General features: G+C 67.9%; 17 protein-coding genes. 12 read left to right on the top strand and 5 right to left on the bottom strand.

The annotated features are described in order from the left end of the window. Window positions 1-162: 162 nt before the first annotated feature. From NA12_RS27705 to ligA, 4 genes are all read left to right on the top strand, one after another. Window positions 163-978 carry an NAD(P)H-binding protein gene (locus NA12_RS27705; protein ID WP_067457770.1) on the top strand — a complete coding sequence of 272 codons (816 nt, stop codon included), beginning with the start codon at window positions 163-165 and terminating at the stop codon, window positions 976-978. A gap of 383 nt (window positions 979-1,361) precedes the next feature. Beyond that, entirely contained in the window at window positions 1,362-2,189 is an 828-nt protein-coding gene (locus tag NA12_RS27700; RefSeq protein ID WP_243655157.1) for a DUF4129 domain-containing protein, read from the top strand. Window positions 2,190-2,305: 116 nt separating this feature from the next. Then, entirely contained in the window at window positions 2,306-3,958 is a 1,653-nt protein-coding gene (locus NA12_RS27695; protein ID WP_067457764.1) for a bifunctional 3'-5' exonuclease/DNA polymerase, read from the top strand. A 153-nt stretch (window positions 3,959-4,111) separates the two neighbouring features. Further along, a complete protein-coding gene (gene ligA / locus NA12_RS27690; protein ID WP_084473151.1) occupies window positions 4,112-6,103 on the top strand; it encodes an NAD-dependent DNA ligase LigA in 1,992 nt (663 codons plus the stop codon). Between the two features lie 147 nt (window positions 6,104-6,250). Here the strand turns inward: ligA and NA12_RS27685 are convergent, their stop codons facing one another. The 5 genes from NA12_RS27685 to NA12_RS27665 are packed head-to-tail and all read right to left on the bottom strand — an operon-like array spanning window position 6,251 to window position 11,364. Then, window positions 6,251-7,861, bottom strand: a complete 1,611-nt coding sequence (locus tag NA12_RS27685; protein WP_067457761.1) for an acyl-CoA synthetase — start codon at window positions 7,859-7,861, stop codon at window positions 6,251-6,253. A 24-nt stretch (window positions 7,862-7,885) separates the two neighbouring features. Further along, the gene (locus tag NA12_RS27680; RefSeq protein ID WP_067457758.1) at window positions 7,886-9,124 is read right to left on the bottom strand and encodes a hypothetical protein; all 1,239 of its coding nucleotides are present in this window, start codon (window positions 9,122-9,124) and stop codon (window positions 7,886-7,888) included. Between the two features lie 19 nt (window positions 9,125-9,143). Beyond that, window positions 9,144-9,365 (bottom strand): ferredoxin, encoded by a 222-nt coding sequence (locus tag NA12_RS27675; RefSeq protein WP_067457755.1) that lies wholly within the window; start codon window positions 9,363-9,365, stop codon window positions 9,144-9,146. Beyond that, window positions 9,362-10,159, bottom strand: a complete 798-nt coding sequence (locus NA12_RS27670; protein WP_067457752.1) for an SDR family oxidoreductase — start codon at window positions 10,157-10,159, stop codon at window positions 9,362-9,364. The genes NA12_RS27675 and NA12_RS27670 overlap by 4 nt, the downstream gene beginning before the upstream one ends. Continuing rightward, a complete protein-coding gene (locus tag NA12_RS27665) occupies window positions 10,159-11,364 on the bottom strand; it encodes a cytochrome P450 (protein ID WP_067457749.1) in 1,206 nt (401 codons plus the stop codon). The genes NA12_RS27670 and NA12_RS27665 overlap by 1 nt, the downstream gene beginning before the upstream one ends. Before the next feature lie 231 nt (window positions 11,365-11,595). On the opposite strand from NA12_RS27665, the gene NA12_RS27660 reads away from it, so the two are divergent. The 8 genes from NA12_RS27660 to NA12_RS27625 are packed head-to-tail and all read left to right on the top strand — an operon-like array spanning window position 11,596 to window position 19,513. After that, a complete protein-coding gene (locus tag NA12_RS27660) occupies window positions 11,596-12,495 on the top strand; it encodes an ABC transporter permease (protein ID WP_084473150.1) in 900 nt (299 codons plus the stop codon). Continuing rightward, entirely contained in the window at window positions 12,495-13,358 is an 864-nt protein-coding gene (locus NA12_RS27655; RefSeq protein WP_067457739.1) for an ABC transporter permease, read from the top strand. Before NA12_RS27660 ends, NA12_RS27655 begins: the two co-directional genes overlap by 1 nt. 4 nt (window positions 13,359-13,362) lie before the next feature. Continuing rightward, window positions 13,363-14,406, top strand: a complete 1,044-nt coding sequence (locus tag NA12_RS27650) for an MlaD family protein (protein WP_067457735.1) — start codon at window positions 13,363-13,365, stop codon at window positions 14,404-14,406. Then, window positions 14,406-15,404, top strand: a complete 999-nt coding sequence (locus tag NA12_RS27645; RefSeq protein ID WP_067457732.1) for an MlaD family protein — start codon at window positions 14,406-14,408, stop codon at window positions 15,402-15,404. The genes NA12_RS27650 and NA12_RS27645 overlap by 1 nt, the downstream gene beginning before the upstream one ends. Continuing rightward, window positions 15,392-16,396, top strand: coding sequence for an MlaD family protein (locus NA12_RS27640; protein WP_243655158.1), 1,005 nt, complete (start codon window positions 15,392-15,394; stop codon window positions 16,394-16,396). Before NA12_RS27645 ends, NA12_RS27640 begins: the two co-directional genes overlap by 13 nt. After that, a complete protein-coding gene (locus tag NA12_RS27635) occupies window positions 16,396-17,499 on the top strand; it encodes an MlaD family protein (protein WP_067457725.1) in 1,104 nt (367 codons plus the stop codon). The genes NA12_RS27640 and NA12_RS27635 overlap by 1 nt, the downstream gene beginning before the upstream one ends. Then, window positions 17,496-18,560: an MlaD family protein gene (locus NA12_RS27630; protein ID WP_067457722.1), complete on the top strand. Its 1,065-nt coding sequence runs from the start codon at window positions 17,496-17,498 to the stop codon at window positions 18,558-18,560. Before NA12_RS27635 ends, NA12_RS27630 begins: the two co-directional genes overlap by 4 nt. After that, window positions 18,557-19,513: an MlaD family protein gene (locus NA12_RS27625; protein ID WP_067457719.1), complete on the top strand. Its 957-nt coding sequence runs from the start codon at window positions 18,557-18,559 to the stop codon at window positions 19,511-19,513. Before NA12_RS27630 ends, NA12_RS27625 begins: the two co-directional genes overlap by 4 nt. The last annotated feature ends 21 nt before the right edge of the window (window positions 19,514-19,534 follow it).

Here is a 19,534-nt window from a genome sequence, read left to right as displayed (position 1 = left end):
AATGACGAATTACATTGCAACACCATAGATATCGGTATGGTCTCCGGGGGTGCCGCCGACGGCCCGGACGCCAGGCGGTCCCGCCGGAGATTTGCCATGTGCGCTGCCCGAATTCCGTTGGCAGGATCGAGTGGTTCGACGAACCGAAACGGAGGCAAACCCATGACGATTCTGGTTACCGGGGCGACGGCCAATATCGGCCGCCTGGTCGTGGATCAGTTGATCGCGCGAGGTGCGACCGACATCCGCGCGCTGACCATCAACCCCGCCGAGGCGGCGCTGCCCGCCGGTGTTCAGGTGGCGCGGGGGCATCTCGGGCGATCGTCCGGCTTGGCCGCGGCGTTCGAGGGCGTCGACCGGATGTATCTCGCGCCGTCGCCGGACACTGTCACCGAGGTGCTCGAGCTGGCGCGGGCAGCCGGAGTGCGCCACGTTGTCGATCTGTCCGGTGAACCCGAAAGCTGGTGGGGCAGTGTATGTAACGCCGTCGAGGGCAGCGGTATGGACTGGACCCATCTGTGGCCCGCCGACTTCATGGAGAACACCCTGACGTGGTCGCACCAGATCAGGGAAACCGGTGCTGTCCACGAGCCGCTGCCCGACACCGCCAGTGCGCCCATTGCCATGAACGACATCGCCGCGGTAGCGGCTACCGCGCTGCTGGACGATGGTCATCTCGGCCGCGCGCACTCCCTCGCGGGCCCTGAGATCCTCACTCGCACTGACCTGGTCACCCACCTCGCCGATGCCCTCGATCGCGACATCGCCTTCCAGATCTCCACCCGTGCGGAAACCGTCGCCGCACTGCAACCCACCATGGGCGAGACCACGGAGTGGTATGTCGACAATGTCCTGCTCGGCGTCGCACCGTCGCCGGAATCACTACCCACCACCAGCGTCGAAGACATCACCGGCCGCCCCGCCACCACATTCAACCGCTGGGCCCACGCGAACGCCGCCCGTTTTCTCGCTGACTGACACCTCGGTCGGCGATGCGGAAAACCGCTCAGGGAAACGATGCGGAGGTGGTGTGCCGCCGGAGTCCGGGAAACATCTGCAACTCGTGCGCGAAGAATATTCGTTGCCTCGCGGTAGGAAATGTTGTCGGAGACAAGGATTCGGGTCGCGCTGAGGGAGTTCGACCAAATCTCGTGCGGTCGGTGCCCGGTGGGCGGTGTTGATGCCACTATGTGGGCATTTCGGGTGGCTTCCAGGGGTTCGGCGGTAGAGCAGTGGGAAAGTTTTCGGCGCCAATAGGTCGGGTGTCCGCGGCGGTCGTCTTGATTGTCGCGGCGATTATCGCGCTGCACGGGCGGTTACCCGGGACCGTTGTTCCCAGTGGAACCGGCGGGAGTTCGCCGGTGGCTGTCGCGTTGATGCCGGTATTGCTGCTGGTGTCGGTGGTGATCCTGCTCGCGGGCGTCATCGTCAGTCAGCACCGCTTGCCCTTGGCGATGCCCGCTGTCGAGGGTGGTCTCCGGGTTCGACTGTCGTTCAAGCGATTCGCGGTGCTGGTCCCGATCGCGATCAGTGGCGTCGCGCTGACGCTCGCGGTCGGCATCACCATGCTGTTCGTGTTGCCCGGCGCCCGGCGTCAGCCCATGCCGGTCGCCTCGGTGACACCGATGGACGGCGGTCAGCGTGGTGCGCCCGCCGCCGTCGACGTGCAGGTGGTCGATTCGGCGGTCGATTCGGCGCGGCTGAGCGGGATCGCGCTGCTGGGGGCGGCGGGCGTGGCGATCGTGCTGATCGGCCTCGCGGTGGTCGGGCTCGTCGGCGTCGCCGTCGTCGGGCGCACGCCGCTGGTCGACAACGTGGAACTGACCGAGGAGGAGGTCTCGAACACGGTCGACTCGCTGACCAGGGCCGCCGAGATGGGACTGGCCGCGATGAACGCGCCGGGCCAGGATGCGCGGACCGCGGTGATCGCCTGTTATGTGGCGATGGAGGCCGGGCTGGCTGCCGATCGTGCCGCGGCGCCGTTGATCTCGGACACCCCGAAGGAAGTGCTGGAGCGGGCCTTCGACAGTGGCGTGCTGCACGACGACGGCGCACACGAACTGGTCGCGCTGTTCGAGGAGGCCAGGTTCAGTCCGCACGCGATGCTGGGCTGGCAGCGGATCCGGGCCGAACAACTGCTGCGCCTGGTGCTGGCCGACCTGCGGGCCCGCGACGAGGTATCCGCGTAGCCCCAGTACTGATGGCGTCGCAGGGCCGGGCGACGACCAGCCGGTTCCGCGTTGTCGCTGGTCGTCGGCGCGCGGGTCGCCGCTGATTGTCGTACCTCGGTGCCAGACTTCGGCGGGTGAGATGGGCGATAGCGGAGACGGGCGACGGCGGCGCCCGGTTGTGTCCGCTCGATCAGAACGGTCACCCGGCGGGACCGGTGCTCGAGGAGCCCTCGCTCGTCGAGGCGGTGCGCACCCGCCCGGAGGTGGAGCGCTGGGTGTGGCGGTCCACGGCCGAGATCTACCGTGCGCTGTGGGCCGCGGGCGTGTGGGTCGAACGCTGCTACGACGTGCAGGCGGCGGAGTCGCTGCTGATCGGCTACGAGGAAGGACAGTCGGGGCAGGCGCGCTCGCTGGCGGCGGGCTGGGCCCGACTACACGATCTGACCGTCCCGCCGGACGCGCCGGTGCGGGTCGCCGAGACGCAGCCGTCGCTGTTCGAGTCGGGCCCGGTGCCGCTGCCGCCGGGGATCGACGAGTTCACCGCCCTGCTGGCGGTGTACGCGGGACAGCTCGCGCGCACCGCCGCGACCGAGCATCCCGAACGCATGCGACTGCTGCTCGCCGCCGAGTCGGCCGGCATGCTCGTCGCTGTCGAGATGGGGCAGCTCGGAATTCCGTGGCGCGCCGACGTGCACCGTGAGCTCTTGGATTCGATGCTGGGAGAACGTTTTCCGGGTGGATCGGAGCCGCGACGGCTGGCGGAACTGGCCGAGGAGGTGTCGCGGGCGTTCGGGACCGGGGTGCGCGTGCGGCCCGATCTGCCCGCCGACATCATCAGGGCCTTCGGCCGGGCCGGAATCGAGCTGTCCTCGACCCGGAAATGGGAGCTCCAGCAGATCGACCACCCGGCGATCGCTCCGCTGCTGGCCTACAAATCGCTGTATCGCCTCTACACGGCACACGGTTGGTCCTGGCTCGAACAGTGGGTGCACGGCGGTCGCTTCCGCCCCGAATACCTGCCCGGCGGTACCGTGTCCGGGCGTTGGACAACCAACGGCGGTGGCGCGCTACAGATTCCGAAGATCGTTCGGCGCGCGATCCGGGCCGACCCCGGCTGGTCGCTGGTCGTGGCCGACGCCGACCAGATGGAGCCGAGGATCCTCGCGGCGATCTCCCGCGACCGGGGGCTGATGGAAGCCGCCGGCCGTGGCGAGGACCTCTACGCCGACCTGGCCGCTCGCGGATTCGGCGGCGATCGCGCTCGCGCCAAGATCGCGTTGCTCGGCGCCATCTACGGTCAGACCTCCGGCGACGCCCTGACCCACCTCGCGAGCCTGCGCAGGCGCTATCCCGCCGCGGTGGCCTACGTCGACGACGCGGCGCGCGCCGGTGCGGAAGGTCGCCTCGTGCGCACCTGGCTGGGCCGCACCTGCACACCCTTGTCGGTCGCGCTCGACGACACGGACGCGCCGACGGACACCCGCGCCGATTCCGCCGCCCGTGCTCGTGGCCGTTTCACCCGGAACTTCGTGGTGCAGGGCAGCGCCGCCGACTGGGCGCTGCTGGTCCTGGCCGGCATCCGCCACGCGATCCGCGATCTGCGCGCGGAGCTGGTCTTCTTCCAGCACGACGAGGTGATCGTGCACTGCCCGACCGAGGAGGCCGCAGCCGTGGCCGCGGCGATCGCCACCGCCGCCGACACCGCGGGCCGGATCGCCTTCGGTCACACCCCGGTCCGATTCCCCTTCACCACCGCGGTGGTCCAGTGCTACGGCGATGCCAAGTAGTCCTCGACGGTCGCATCCTGCGCGGCGTATTTCGCACGCCGAAGGCCTGGTCACCACGAGTCGGCGCGCGCTCGCGTCCGCACGGACCTTCCGGTCGGTTGTGGTGCGTGCCGCCCGCGGTAGTTGTCGGTGGGTATCGGTAGCGTCTGCTCCGTGGAAACAGGGGAACGTATCCGAGAACTCGCCGACCGGATGGTGTCGTTGCGCGACGCCTACTACCGGGGGGCGCCGCTGGTCGCCGACGCGGAATTCGACGCGATCGAAGATGAGCTGCGCGCGCTGATCGAGGCGCATCCCGACCTCGCGCCGGACCCGAATCCGCTCGAACAGGTCGGTGCGCCCGCGGTGCTGCACGCGCCGGTCCGACACTCGCGGCCGATGCTGTCGCTGGAGAAGGCGACCAAGCCCGAGCAGGTCGCGGCGTTCTTCGACCGATTCCCCGGCCAGCCGGTGGTCGTGATGCCCAAACTCGACGGCCTGTCTCTTGCGCTGGTCTTCGAGAACGGGCGGCTGGCGCGTGCCGTCACCCGCGGCGACGGCACCACCGGCGACGACGTGACCCCCCTGGTCCGCGCACTCGTGGACGGGGTCCCCGAGCGGATCGAGCTGCCGGGCCGCGTCGAGGTGCGTGGTGAGGCCGTGATGTTGCGTTCGACCTTCCTCGCCTACAACGCCGCGCACCCGGACAAGCCTCTGATCAATCCGCGCAACGCCGCGGCGGGCACGTTGCGCGCGAAAGACCCGGCGACCGTGTCGCAACGGCGCCTGCGGTTCTTCGGTTTCGACCTCGACACCGCAGCCGACGATGCCGCGCACGACCTGGGGGACGGGCTGCGGGCAATCGGGGTGTCGGGTGCGCGGATGCGCGTGTGCGCCGACGCCGCGCAAGCGCAGGCGGCGATCACCGAGATCGAGCAGGGCCGCAACGACCTGGACTACGACATCGACGGCGCCGTTCTCCGCCTGGCCGACCGCGATGCCTACGCGGCGGCCGGAACCCGGTCGAACTCCCCGCGCGGTGCGCTGGCGTTCAAATTCGCCGCCGAGGAGAAGACCACTCTGCTGCGCGAGGTGATCTGGGACGTCGGCAAGACGGGCAAGATCGTCCCCGTGGCGTGGCTGGAGCCGGTTTTCGTCGGCGGTACGACGGTCACGAAGGCGACGCTGGCGAACCAGGAGGTGATCCGCGCCCGTGACATCAAAGTCGGTGACACGGTGCTGGTGCGTCGCGCCGGCGATGTCATCCCGTTCGTGGCGGGTGTGCTCGACGCCGCCGCGCGCACGGGCGACGAGCTCGAGATCATCTCGCCCACCGAATGCCCCTCGTGCGCCGAGCCGGTCACCGAACAGGGCAACAGCCGAGAACTGTTCTGTACCAATGTCTCCTGTCCCGCGCAAACAGTGCGCAGGCTGATCCACTGGGCCTCGCGCGCGGCGGCCGACATCGACGCCATCGGCGGAGTGTGGATCGAACGCCTCGCCGAGGCGGGGATTCTCGAAAGCCCGTCGGACTTCTACACGCTCACCAAGGAGCGGCTGCTCGAATTCGATCGCGTCGGCGAGGTCTCCGCCGCGCGCATGATCGATTCGATCGACGCCAGCCGCCAGGTCGGCCTGCGCCGCGCCCTGATCGGTCTCGCCATCCCCATGGCCTCCGACGGCACCGCCGCGCGCCTGGCCCGGTCGGGTTTCGGTTCCCTCGAGGAGGTCGCCGACGCGGGCGAGGAACGACTCGTGGCGGTGGAGGACATCGGCCCGAAGGTCGCCGCCTCGCTGGTCGCGCACCTGACCCGGTTACGTCCGGAGCTGGACCGCCTGCGTGAGCTCGGCGTCTGCCTGGACGTGCGCGAGGAGGACCTGCCGCCGGTCATCGCGGCAGGCGCACCGCTCGAGGGCAAGACCGTGGTGATCACCGGCGCGATCAGCGACCCACGCTCCGGCGAGAAGGTGGCCCGCCCGACATTCCAGCGGCTGTGCGAGCAGGCGGGAGCGACGGCGGCCTCTTCGGTCTCGGCGAACACCGACATGCTCATCACCGGCGCGGGAGTCGGCGACAGCAAGTTGGCCAAGGCCGAGAAGCTCGGCGTCGAGGTCGTCGACCAGGGCGAGATCTGGCAACTGCTGATCGAGGCCAAGGTCATCTGACGGTAGCCGCACCGGCGATGAGCCGCTGTCCGACCCGCCGCGCTCGATCGCAGTGGGCGAGTGGCAGTTTCGGCGGTGGACCCGTGGTGCGATACAGCGGTATCCGCCGAGTTCGGGTGCGGATACCGCTGTGCCGACAGCGAATTCTCAGTCGGTTCGGTGGTCGGGGGCGCGGTCGGTGACGTAGTCCTTAGCCCAGCGGTAGTCGGGTTTGCCGCTGGGGGAGCGGGAGATGGTTTCCGCTATCCAGATGCGCTTGGGGATCTTGTACCCGGCGAGGTGCGGGCGAAGGTGCGTACGCACCGCATCGAAGTCCAGGGTCCGGTCGGGGGCGATCGAGATGATCGCGGCGACCTGCTGGCCCCACCGTTCGTGCGCGACACCGATGACGACCGCGTCGTAGATCGCGTCGTGTGACTTCACGACGGCCTCGACCTCCTCGGGAAACACCTTCTCCCCGCCGGTGTTGATCACCATGTTGCCGCGTCCGATCAGGGTGATCGAGCCGTCGGACTCGGCGCGGGCGCGGTCGTCGGTGACCACGATGCGGGCACCGTCCACCGTCTTGAACAGCCGGGCGGTGCGCTCGGGGTCGTTGTAGTAGCCGAGCGGGACCGCGCCGGTCTTGGCCAGCCACCCCTCCTCGCCGGCGGCGACGGGCCGGCCGTCCTCGTCGACGACCACGGCGCCGCGCCCGGTCTGCACCCGGGGCCCGCGCGCCGGATCGTCGTCCTTCTGCGCGAAACCGATACCGCCGAAACCGGTTTCGGAGGATCCGATCGAGTCCGACACCATCGACGTCGGAAACTGCTCCAGCAGTGCGTTCTTCACCGGCTGGGACAGCAGCGCGGCCCCCGAGGCGATGACGAGCAGCGAGGAGGCGTCCACCGGTTCGTCGATGTAGGCGTCGATGAGCGGGCGAGCCATCGCGTCGCCGGTGATGACCATGACGTGCGGCTGGTGCGTGACAACGGACTGCCATACCAGCGCCGGGTCGAAGCGCGGCTCGAACAGCACGGTGTTCCCCGACCAGAGTGCGTTGAACGTCGGCATCATCGCCGCGGCGTGGATCAGCGGCGGGAGCACGAACCAGATGGCCGGCACACCCGCGGCGCCCGTCTCGGACTGCTGAAACTCGTCGCGCACCGGTTCACCGCTGTAGAAGTCGACGCCGCCGCCCAGCACCCGCCACATGTCCTCCTGGCGCCACATGACGCCTTTCGGCATGCCGGTGGTGCCGCCGGTGTACATCATGAACAGGTCGTCCGCGGTGCGCGTGACCGAGGGCCGGGCCGGTTCTCCCGCTTCGACGAGCTGCTCGTACAGGATCGAGCCGGTCCCCGCTACGCCCAGCTGACGATCGTCGTCGACGCAGATCGCCTGTCGCACAGTTGGTGTGACCTCGAGGGCCGCGCGGACGGTCTCGCCGTAACAGGCGTGGTAGATCAACACCTCGAGGTCGGCGTTGCCGTAGACGTAGGCCAGCTCGGTCGGGCCGTAGCGGTAGTTGATGTTGATCGGGACAGCGGCCAGCTTGAAGCAGGCGAGCAGGGTCTCCATGGTTTCGATGCTGTTGTGCATCTGGAAGCCGACGTGCGTGCCGTGGCCGACCCCGGACCCGGCCAGCTGGTTGGCGAGCCGGTTGGCCCGAATGTCGAGCTCCTGGAAGGTCACTCGACGATCGCGCTGAATGAGCGCGATGCGATCGGGCATGGCGTCGACGGAGTGTTCGAAAAGGTCGGCGAAGTTGTTGGCCATGTCAGTCCATCTCTTGACGATCTCTCACACGACGGTGAGTGGCAGGGGTTTTCCGCGGTCGGTGAAGGCGAAGCCGGCACCGGTACTGAAGCGGGTCACCGCGACCTCGGATGCTTCTCGGAACGGTTGCTCGGCGAGGTCGATGTCGACGGTCCAGCCGTGCTGGTCCGTCGCCGCGACGCGGGCGACGAAGCGCGGGTTGACCCCGCGGACCATGGCATCGAGGGGGCGCAGATCCTCGGGTGTCAGCATCGAAGTCCAGGCACCGTCGGTGAGCGCCCCGCTGGCGTGCGGAAAACGCAGGCGCACACCGGAGGACAACACCGCGATGTCGATTCCCGTGTAGTTCACCGGGTTCAGCGCCGGGTGCAGGCGCAGGACCGCGGCGAGCGCGTGCGGATCGTCACCGAGGGCCAGGCATCGACGAATGCGTTCGGAGGTCAGTCCGGCGATCCCGGCGAACTGCTTGCGCCCGATCCCGAGGGCGGTCGCCGCGTCGGAGCGTTCCTTGATGGCGACCATGAACCCCAGGGTCAGCAGATGCTGCTGCAGGCAGATCTCATCGGCCATCCGGCGCAGGGCCGCATGGGAGAAATCGGCGAATCGCAGATCGCTCAGCAGGGGCCCGGCGTAGTCGGCCATGCCCTCGTCGCCGGGGTCGATCTCGGCCAGCTCGAGCCCCGCTGCGACGGAATTCGCGACGAGCGCGGCATTGCGCGGTACCTCGGGCGGAACGTGCGCGGGATCGATGATGACCGTCCACGCGCACACCGGGGTCCGGTCGGCAGGTCGGCGCGGTGGGCGGTGTATCGGCCGGACCTGGGCGTGCGGGTTGGTGGCCAGCGCCGTCGCGTCGAAGGTGGGATCCTCGATGTCGTGGCACATCGACACCACGAATTCCTCGCCCATCGGCTCGACGTCGGCCAGCGCACCGCAGTGGTCGAGCCAGAACTCGCCGTGATCGTGGTCGTCGACCCGGAACCGGAAGTCCATGAACTGCGGCGGTGCGCCGATGTCGAGTTGCAGCCCCTTGAAGATGGTCTCGACGCTGTCGCCGGTGAAACGCAGGGCCTGTTGCATCCGGCGGGTGTAGATCGGGCTGGCCAGCTGCCACTCCTCGATGGCCACCGCCGTCATCCCCTCCCGGCCGAAGGCGGCGATGGTGTGCGCCATCCCGGACCGGTCGATGAGGTGACCACACAGCAGCAGTTCGGGGACCAGCACGGCCAGCTGCTGTCGCGACAGCCCGGCGTAGCTGCTCATGCGTGCTCGAAACTTGCCATCAGTCTGTGCCTTTCACAGCGGATTCGCCCTCTTCGGCGATCGACAGAGCTTGGGTGGGGCAGTAGCGGATCGCGGCCTCGACGGCCGCGCGTTCCGCGTCGCCGGGGGTGGCGTCCACGATCTCGACCAGGCCGCGCTTGGGGACGGTGAACACCGCGGGCGCCTCGTCCTGGCAGACCCCGTGTCCCTGGCACAGATCCAGATCGACCACGATCCTCACGACGCGCCTCCGTCCGGCACCGGCCGCAGGGGCGCCTCCGGCTGCACCTCGACCAGCACCATGTGGACGCCGCGAGGGAGCGAGGACACCGTCACCACGGCATCGGCGAGGTGCTGGGGCCGCAGCATGTAGGGGTGGCGCGCCAAGCCCCAGTCCTTCCAGTCCTGCAGCACCGGCCCGACGATCTCGGGGGTCGAATCCATGCCCATTCCGGTCAGGGTCGGGCCCGGTCGTACCAGGGACGCGCGAATGCCGGTGCCTTCCAATTCCATCCGGAGCTGGCCGACCATCGCTTCGAGACCGTTCTTGGCGGCGCTGTAGGCGCCCGAGCGCGGCCGTGGGCTGTCGGCGCAGTCGGAGCTGATCACGACGAGATCGCCGCGCCGGCGCGCTGTCATTCCCGGCAGCACCCGGTGGATGAGGCGTTGGGCACCGACGAGGTGGACCTGTACCTGGAACAGGAATCGCTCCGGATCCATCTCGCCCACCAGCGAGAATTCGATATCGCCCGCGCCGGAGACGAGGATCTCGGTGGGCCCGTGGGTGCGCTCGGCGGCCGTCACGAACTCGTCCACGGAAGCGGCGTCGGTGACGTCGAGCCGGTGGGCGTACGCCTCGCCGCCGTCGGCACGGATCTTGGCGGCGATCTCCTCGCACAACTCGACCCGGCGTGCGCCCAGTGTGACCGGATGGCCGAGTGCGGCCAGCGCGACGGCGGTCGCGGCGCCGATGCCGGAGGAGGCGCCTGCTACCAGCACGGGCCTGCGGTCGGGATGGGGTTCGAAACGGGGCACTAGCTGACCTCTACTGTGATGGGGAGTTTGGCGAAGCCACGGACGTTGGTGGAGTGCACGCGGGCGATGCCGTCGGCGTCGACATCGAAAGCCGATACCCGCGACGCGAATTCGGCGAGCACGATGGTGGCCTCCAGCCGGGCCAGGTGCGCGCCGAGGCAGAAGTGCACGCCCGCACCGAAACTGGCGAGCGTGGCGCCGCCGTTGCGGTCGATGACGTAGCTGTCGCCGTCGTCGAAGGCCGCCGGGTCGCGGTTGGCCGAGCCGATCAGCAACAGCACCTTCGCGCCCGCCGGGATGGTGGCGCCGTGGTAGTCGAGGTCGACCGCCGCGGTGCGGGCCACGATCTGGCTGGAGGTGTCGTAGCGCAGGGTTTCCTCCACCCAGTCGCTGACCAGTTCGGGGTCGGCGACGACCTTGGCGTACTCGGCGGGGTTGGCGCCTGCCCAGTAGAGGGCGTTGCCCAAAAGCTTTGTGGTGGTCTCGTTTCCGGCGACGACCATCAGGAACAGGAAGCCGATGATCTCCTCGTCGGTGAGGGTGTCGCCCTCGATCTCGGCATCGAGCAGTGCCGAGGTGAGATCGTCGGCACGTTCGGCGCGGCGCTGGGCGACCATGTCGGTGTAGTAGCCGAACAATCGAATCGAGGCGTCGATCGCGTCGGCGGGCACATCGAGCACCCCTTCCTCGCGGTGTACCACCAGGTCGGCCAAGCGGCGGATCTCGGCGCGATCGGCGACAGGCACGCCCATCAGTTCGGAGATGACGTCCATCGGCAGCTTGCCCGCGACCTCGTCGATCCAGTCGAAGCTGCCAAGGGCGAGCGCAGGCTCGAGATGCTCCAGGGTGATCTCCCTGATCCGTACTTCCATCTCGGCGACCCGTTTCGGCGTGAAACCCTTGAATACGAGCTTGCGCATCCGCATATGTCGCGGATCGTCCATTGCCAGGAACGACATCACCCGATGCGCGTGGGGGCCCCAGGCCGCCGGATCGAGGGAGACGCCATTGGCGCTGGAAAGCCGATTGCTGTCCCGGAATGCCGCGAGTACATCGGAATGCCGGGACAGTGCCCAGAAATCCAGCTCCGGATTGTGGTAAAGCGGCGCCTCGGTGCGCAATCGATGGTAAATCGGGTACGGGTCGTCGTGGAATCCGTAGTCATACGGGTCGAAAGTCACGGGCTCGACTGTGGCGCTGGTCATCGCGAATACCCCGGTTTCGATAGGTCGTCCCCTGCGGCGGCGTGGGTCGACAACCCCGAGGGAGACACGTAGCTGGACATGTGTCTGGACGCTACCATCGACAGGAGTTCGGCACAACGCTTTCAGGGGGCTTGCGGCGTCTGACCGGCCGTTGTGACCTAGCTCGGGGCTGATTTGGAATCTGGAACAGTGTCTAGAATGTGTTCCAAGTCATATGGTACCGTCACCGCCATGGCACGGGTAGACGACGACGTTGCACCGGTCAGCGAGGGTGCGACGGGTTCGAGTGACACAGCGGTGCGGGACGAGGAACAGGCCGGCGCCGGGCAGACAATTCGTCGAAACTTCTCCGACACGGTCCTTTCGAGTATCGCGACTCTGGGTCGCGCGTTGCGTATCGGCGTGACAGCGAGCTACATCGGTGCGACCGATGCCATTCGCGGGCGATTCCAAGTTCACGAAACGCTGACGCAAGCCTGGTTTCTGATCAGGGTCACCGCGATGCCGAGCATTTTGATGGCGATTCCGTTCGGTGTCATCGTTTCCGCGCAAGTCGGCAATATCGTGTCCGAACTCGGCGCCGATTCGATGATCGGCGCGGCGGGTGGACTCGGCGTCATCAAACAGGGTGCGCCGATGGCCACCGCGATGCTGCTCGGCGGGGCAGGAGCCGCCGCCATCGCGGCCGACCTTGGCGCGAGAACGGTCCGCGAGGAGGTCGATGCTCTGCGGGTGATGGGGATCGATCCCGTGCAACGCCTGGTGGTGCCGCGCGTGGCGGCCATGATGCTGGTCGCGCCGCTGCTCAATATCTTGATCATCGTCATCGGCGTCGGCTCGGGTTTCCTGGTTGCGGTGACGGCGTTGGGTGTCACCCCGGGCAGCTACTGGCAGTCCTTCGGCGCCTTCACCACCTCGATCGATGTGTGGGTGTCGCTGGTGAAAGCGTTGATCTTCGGCTTCCTGGTCGTGGTCATCGCCTGTCAACGCGGGTTGGAGGCCAAGGGCGGACCACGCGGTGTCGCCGACGGGGTCAATGCGGCCGTGGTGATGTCGATCGCCGCGGCCGTTGTGCTGAACACCGTGATCACCCAGGTCGTCACCATGTTCTTCCCCGTGAGGATGGCGTGATGGGCGCTCCCTACTATCCCGGCGCGCTGCGGTGGGTCGGCTGGCTACGCCGTCGCGGCATTCGCCTGTTCGGCCCGATCGAGTCGATCGGATTCGTGCTCGGCTTCTGCTGGCAGGTGCTGTCGTCGGTGCCCTACACGCTCGTGCACTACCGCAGGCAGACCATCACGATGGTGACGGACATGACCTGGGGTCGCGGCTCGGTGATCATCGGCGGCGGCGTGGTGCCGCTGATGTTGCTGCTCGGCGCGGCCATGGGCGCCTCCATCGGCATCGAGGCGTTCAGTGCGCTCGACCTGTTGTCGCTGGGGCAGCTCAGCGGTCTCATCTCGGCGTTCGGCGTGACCCGCGAGCTGGCGCCGATCGCGGCGGGGATCGGCTTCGCGGCCCAAGCCGGGTGCCGAATGACCGCGGAGATCGGCTCCATGCGCATCTCCGAGGAGATCGACGCACTCGAATCGCTCGGCATCCGGTCGGTGCCGTTCGTCGTGACCACCCGGGTGATCGCCGGGATCTTCGCTGTCGCACCGGCATTCGTGGTCGCGTTGATTCTGAGCTACTTCTCCTGCGCCTTCATCGTCACGACCATCCACGGGACGCCGACCGGAACCTACAACCACTACTTCGAGCAGTTCGTAGTCGGCTGGGATGTCTTCGCCGCGACCGTCAAGGTCATGGTGTTCGCGGTCGCTGTCGTGCTGATCCATTGCTATCAGGGTTTTTTCGCTACGGGTGGTCCCGAAGGCGTCGGTATCGGTTCCGGGCGCGCCATTCGGGCGAGCCTGGTGGCGATCATCGCGCTCGACATGGTCGCCACCATCGCACTGTGGGGATTTCAATCCCCCGTCACGTTCACCGGGTGATGCCATGCCTGCTTATGCTCTGCCGGGTACCGAAGTCGGGCCGTTGCGCGCCCGCGTCCTCGGCGCCCTCGCTGTCGTGCTCACGCTGCTCGGCGTACTCCTGTGGCGGGTGGTGCCCGACAGCGAGCCCGCCGACCGGATCCAGGTCGCGCTGCTGGTCGGTCAGGTCGGCGAGGGCGTCGGGGAGGGGACCGATGTCCGGCTCGACGGCGTTCGCGTCGGCTCGGTCGCCGCGATCGAGTTCGCGGGCCGCGGTACGCAGCGCATCGAGCTGACGATGAACGGGTCCGAGCTGTTCGGACTCACCGACGCGTTGACCGTCGACTACGCGCCGGGAAACCTCTTCGGCATCAGCGCCATCGAGCTGCACTCGACGACAGGCGGTGCGGAGTTGGTCGACGGCTCGACTGTCGATCTGACCGATCGCGACGCCGACCGAGTCCACGACGCCACGCTCTCGGCCCTGCTGCAATCGACGGGACAGCTCACCGACGAGGTGCTGACCCCGAAGCTCGTCGCACTGCTCAGCACGGTCTCGCGCGACCTCACGGCCTTCACGCCACTGATGGAGGCGATCGGCGCCACCGCCCGCTCCTACGCCGAGACCCGGCAGCTCCCGCCGTCGATGCTGTTCGAACAATTCGGTTCGACGCTCACCGGGTTGCCGCCGATGCTCACCGGCGGGCTGACGTTGCTGAACGCCGAGTACACGAACCCCTACCTGGCGGTACCCGACCAACTCCAACGTTTCAGCCAGATGTTCGAAGGCATCCGATACCAATTGCTGCCGACGGCCACCCAGCTGCTCAGCACAGCCCAACAGTATTTCGGTGGAATCCTGCCCATGATCAGCCTTGTCCTCGACCGTCTTTCCGCGTCGGTCAGCACCCCGCAACGTTCGGCGCAGCAGCTGAGCGAATTACTGGCCCACCTCGACACCGCCTTTCACGACACACCCGATGGCCCGGTGCTCAGGGCCGGGGTCGAACTGGAGGTGGTGCCGGGTCTGGCGGCACCGTTGGCCTCGATGCTCGGGGGCGTCCGCTGATGACGACACGTTTCCTGCTGCTGCGGGTGGCCACCGCGGTCGCGCTGATGGCTGTGGTGCTGGTCGGCGTCCTGCGCGTGATCGAGCGGCCGATCGACGGCGAAACAGACACCTACACAGCGTTGTTCACCGATGCGAACGGTCTGCGTGGCAACGACGACGTGCGCCTCTACGGTGTTCAGGTCGGCAAGGTCCGTTCGGTCGAACTCGACGGCGCGCTCGCCCGCGTGACCTTTATCGTCAGCCGGGATCGGCCGGTGTTCACCAACTCCGTGATCGCCATCCGATACCAGAATCTCACCGGCTTCCGGTATCTGGACATCGAGCAGCCCGAACAGCCCGCGAGTCGGCGCGATCCGGCAACGGTCTTCGGTACCGCGGAGACAGTGCCCGACTTCGACATCACTCGACTCTTCAAAGGATTGCAGCCGGTGCTGGCCGAACTCTCGCCCGATGATCTCAATCGGTTCGCGACCAGCATTCTCGCCGTGGTCCAGGGCGACGGGACCGGCGTCGGACAGGCACTGGGCGCCATCGACAAACTCAGCCGCTACGCCTCCGACCGGCAGGCGGTGCTGGCGACGCTGGCGAGCAACCTCGCCCAGGTGTCCGATCATCTCGGCGGCAGGTCGGGCAATGCGATGACCCTGCTGACCAATCTGACGAACCTGTTCATCGCCATCACCGAGAAACTGCCCGGACTCGTCGACTTCGCGATCGGAATACCCGGTGTGCTGCAACCACTTCGGAGCATGCTGACCGTCTTCGGGTTCAGCGGGGAACCCGACGGAGATCTCGATCTGGCGCTGCGCAGAGCCTTCCCCGACCCGTACGACGCGGTGGCCGCGTTCGAGAACCTGCCCGGTCTCATTCAGGCGATGACCCAGGCTGTTCCGCCCACCGGACCAGATCTCACCTGCGCACACGGTGATGCCACCGCACCCCAACCGCTGCGCGTACTCATCGACGGGCAGGGGATCGTGCTGTGTCACCGGTGATGGGCGGACGCGGCGCCGATCCGCGGGCAGGCGAATTGCGCTGGGGGATAGCGGGAATGTGCGCGGCGGTCCTACTGCTCGTCGCGATCGGCGCGGTCTATGTCACCGGAACGACGGCTGAGCGAACGTATTCCGCCGAGATGACCCAGGCGGGCTCGGTCCGCACCGGCGACGACGTGCGGCTCGCGGGGATACCCGTCGGGAAGGTGACCGCGCTGACCCTGCTGCCCGATCGGGTCAGGATGGAATTCACCGTCACCGAGGACGCGTTCCTCGGTGACCAGACCACCCTCGACATTCGGATGCTCACCTTCGTGGGCGGCTACTACGTGGCGGTCCTGCCCGCGGGCACGAAACCGCTCGGCTCCGCGGTGATCCCCTCGGAGCGAGTCATCGTGCCCTACAACCTGACCAAGGCATTCCAGGATGCGGTGGCGCCGGTCCGCCGGATCGACGGCAGCGTCCTGCGGCAGGATCTGGCCGCGCTGTCCACCGCCATCGACAAGAGCCCGGACGCCGTGCGGTCGACGGTGCGCGCCGCCGGTGACGTGGTCGCGATCCTGGACGAGCAGAACGCCGACATCTCCCGTGCGCTGACCATCGCCGACGAGTACCTGACCGCGCTCGCGGCGAACGCCGATGTACTCGCGGACCTGATCATCACCCTCGGCACGCTCGAGCAGATCATCCAGACCAACAAGGTGCAGGTCGCCGAATCCCTGTATGACCTGTCAGCGGTCCTGCAGGACCTCACGCCGCTCGGACGGGCGTGGGACGCCTCGATCAAAGAGCGCGTCCAGCCGCTCGCCGATGCCGTTCCCGCGCTCGAGGCGCTCGGCGCGCGCCTTGGCACGCTGCTGGATTCCGTGCGAGCTCTCGAACAGCGACTGCTCCCATTGATGCAGGCGGGCGGCGGGGTGAATGTCGACCAGTCCGGTGCGACGATCCAACTTCCCGCCGTGTGCGTGCCACTGCAGGGAGGTGGTTGTTGATGCTGAACAAGATCCTGGGATCTCGCGGGCTGATGTCGGCGGTGGTCGTGGTGACCCTCGTTCTCGCCGGCGCGATCGGTCTGCGGCTGAGCACGCCGAATCCGCCGATGCGCAGCTACTGCGCCGACATGCCCGACAGCATCGGGCTCTACGAAGGCAGCGCGGTCACGGTCATGGGAATCCAGATCGGGCGCGTGACCGCGATCAATATCGAGGGTGCGGTGGCGCGCGTCGAATTCTCCATTCGCGCCGACCGCAAGCTGCCGCTCGATGTCGGGGCGGTGACCGTGAGCGACACCCTGATCGCGGACCGGCGACTGGCGCTGATCGGAGCCGAACCCGCTGGGCCGGGCTGGAATTCGAGCTCGTGCATCACGAAGACACTGACCCCCAAGAGCCTGACACAAACGTTCGACGCGCTCGCCGGGCTCGCCGACCAGCTCAATGGCGCAAGCGATCCCGGGCAGCGCACCGCCGTCGGCGCCGGCGTCGACGCGCTCGATCGCGCGACAGCGGGAACCGGCGATCAGATCAACGCGATCATCGCCGCGCTGAGCCGGGCGCTGGCCGCACCCGACGCGGCGATCGGACACATCGGGCAACTGCTCGACGCGCTCGCCGAGCTCGCCCAGCGCGCCCGTGGCGGCTGGTCCCAGGTGGAGACCACGGTGAGCGGGCTGCCGCAGACGTTCAACGACATCGTCACCATCGCGTTCCCGCCGATCGTCGAGATCGTCGCCGCGCTCGCCGACCTGCTGCCCCAGCTCAACGACGTGATCATGATGTTCGGGTCGCCGGCACTGCGCGCGCTGGACTCGGTGCCGGATCTTTCGCGCATGATCGCGGCGGGCGTCGGCTCGCTCGCCGATGTGATCGCCATGGCGCCGGCCGTCGCGAGCGGCTTCGCCGGAGCCGTCGACCCGGCGAGCGGCGCACTGACCATCGGCTACGCGCCACCGAAACTCCTTCTCGCCCAGCAGGACACGGCCCAGGTCTGCGCGGCCGTGCAGGTCGTCACCGGACAGCCCTGCCAGGCAACCGAAAGCGGTGCGATGACGATTCCCGCCCTGCCCCTGCTGCTCGGGGCGGTGAGCGCACGATGAGACGCGCCGCCCTGCTCCTGTTCACCGCACTGCTCGCCCTCACCGGTTGCGGCTTCCAGCCCGCTGACCTACCCGTCCCGGGTGCGGGCGTCGACGGTCCGACCTATCAGCTGCGGATCGAGTTCGCCGATGTGCTCAATCTTCCGCAGGGCGCCAAGGTGATCGCGGCCGGTGTCCGGGTCGGCACCCTCACCGGGGTCACCCTGGTCGATCCCGTCGCCGCCACCGCGGATCGGGCGGCCGTGCCGGGCTACGCCATCGCCGACGTGGCCATCGGGCAGTCGGTACGGCTCGCGGTCGGCACCACCGCCGAACTGCGCCAGGAGACTCCGCTCGGCGATGTCCACATCGCGCTGAGCGAACCGGTGCGAGCGGGCACGGGCGAGCTGACGGCGGGCGCGACCATCCCGCTCGCGGACACCACCCAGTCGCCCCCGATCGAGGACATCCTGGCCGGGCTGTCCACCTTCATCGGGAGCGGCGCGGTGACCGACTTCCAATCCATCGTCAACACCATGAACGGCGTGTTCCCCGACGATCCACGCGATACCGCGCGCCTCGCGGGCCTGCTCGGCGCCGACATCACCGACCTCGGCGACCACCTGCACTCGATCGACGCCCTCCTCGACGGCTTGGAGGCCACGGTGGAACAGGGCATGCAGCAGAACCTGCCGATTCTCGACCAACTGCTCACCCCCTACGGCGTCCAACACACCACCGACGCCGTGAACGCGCAGATCGGGGTCATCTTCGTGCTGACCGCGCTCGGCCCCGTCGCGCCCGCCGCGCAGTGGCTCGGGCCGCTGCTGTCCTCCCTCGACGACACCACCCGGGCCCTGGTTCCGATGCTGCTGGGAGGTCGTCCGCTCGACGCCGACTCACCGTCGAACATGAAGTCGATCATCGACCTGATCAACAACGATCTCGTTCCCTTCGCGACCCACGGCCCGAAGGTCGACCTGGTCGATGTCACCGTCGGGCCGTCGACCGGCCCGATCACTGCCGACGAGCACACCGCCCGCATCGTCGACACCCTGCGGATGATCGGACTCCTACGATGAATCTGCGTGCGGCAGTGTCGCTTTCCGCGATCGCGGCGGTCCTTGTCCTCGGCGTCGGGTACATGTCGCTCGGTGTGCTGCGGTTCGATCCTCGATCGAGCTACTTCACCGCCGACATGCGGCTGGACAATTCGGGCGGGCTCGCGCCGAATTCACCGGTGCTGCTCTCGGGTGTTCAGGTCGGCCGGACCGAGTCGGTGCGCAAGCAGGCAGGCGGAGTGCTCGTCCGGCTGCGGATCGACAGCCGCTACCGCATCCCGGTGTCCAGTGATGTCCGGATCGAGCAACTCTCGGCGCTCGGCGAGCCCTATATCGCCTTCGCGCCGAAATCGGGTGCGGGCCCGTACCTCGAGGACGGCCAAGTCGTGGCGGCCGAGCGGATCCACCTGCCGATGACCATTACGGCGCTGTCGGCCCGACTGGTCGAGTTGCTCGACCAGATCCATCCCGAGGCGATCGCGAACCTGGTCGACACCTTCGACCGCGCGCTGGCCGGGACGGACACGGCGATGCCGAACCTGCAACGGTCATCGACGCTGCTCGCGGCCACCCTGCTGAGCCGCACCGAGGCCATTCGGCAACTGTTCGCCGATATGCAGGCCCTCGGCGGCAACATGGCATGGCTCGGGCCCTCGCTCGGCACGGCGGGCCCACTGTTCGGCGAGTTCGGTGTGACGCTGAACGACATCGTCGCGTCGGGATCGGCGCTCGTCGAGAGTCGTCCGGTACCCGACTACTTCACCGGCGACGGCCTCGTGCCGTTCCTGGCGAATCTGACCACCCTGCTCGAGGAGATCGGGCCGAGTATCGCCCCGCTGGGTCAGATATTGGGTCCGGTCGTCACCGACGCGGTGAATCGGACACCCGCCATCGACATCAGCACCCTGATCGAGCAAGCCCTACAGAGCGTGGACGCCGACGGCACGATGCGTGTGCGCATCGCTGTCAAATAGATCGCCGTCGAATAGTTCGGA

It is taken from the genome of Nocardia alba NBRC 108234 (assembly GCF_001612665.1).
Lineage (GTDB): Bacteria > Actinomycetota > Actinomycetes > Mycobacteriales > Mycobacteriaceae > Nocardia > Nocardia alba.
The sequence above is the reverse complement of the archived record's forward strand: the minus strand, read 5'-3'. Positions and strand labels throughout refer to the sequence as shown.

Bases quoted from the DNA above. Each gene is read 5' to 3' on its own strand.
- NA12_RS27705 (WP_067457770.1), top strand. From the start codon at position 163: ATGACGATTCTGGTTACCGGGGCGACGGCCAATATCGGCCGCCTGGTC.
- NA12_RS27685 (WP_067457761.1), bottom strand. From the start codon at position 7,861: ATGGCCAACAACTTCGCCGACCTTTTCGAACACTCCGTCGACGCCATG.
- NA12_RS27680 (WP_067457758.1), bottom strand. From the start codon at position 9,124: ATGAGCAGCTACGCCGGGCTGTCGCGACAGCAGCTGGCCGTGCTGGTC.
- NA12_RS27665 (WP_067457749.1), bottom strand. From the start codon at position 11,364: ATGACCAGCGCCACAGTCGAGCCCGTGACTTTCGACCCGTATGACTAC.
- NA12_RS27660 (WP_084473150.1), top strand. From the start codon at position 11,596: ATGGCACGGGTAGACGACGACGTTGCACCGGTCAGCGAGGGTGCGACG.
- NA12_RS27655 (WP_067457739.1), top strand. From the start codon at position 12,495: ATGGGCGCTCCCTACTATCCCGGCGCGCTGCGGTGGGTCGGCTGGCTA.
- NA12_RS27650 (WP_067457735.1), top strand. From the start codon at position 13,363: ATGCCTGCTTATGCTCTGCCGGGTACCGAAGTCGGGCCGTTGCGCGCC.
- NA12_RS27645 (WP_067457732.1), top strand. From the start codon at position 14,406: ATGACGACACGTTTCCTGCTGCTGCGGGTGGCCACCGCGGTCGCGCTG.
- NA12_RS27635 (WP_067457725.1), top strand. From the start codon at position 16,396: ATGCTGAACAAGATCCTGGGATCTCGCGGGCTGATGTCGGCGGTGGTC.
- NA12_RS27630 (WP_067457722.1), top strand. From the start codon at position 17,496: ATGAGACGCGCCGCCCTGCTCCTGTTCACCGCACTGCTCGCCCTCACC.
- NA12_RS27625 (WP_067457719.1), top strand. From the start codon at position 18,557: ATGAATCTGCGTGCGGCAGTGTCGCTTTCCGCGATCGCGGCGGTCCTT.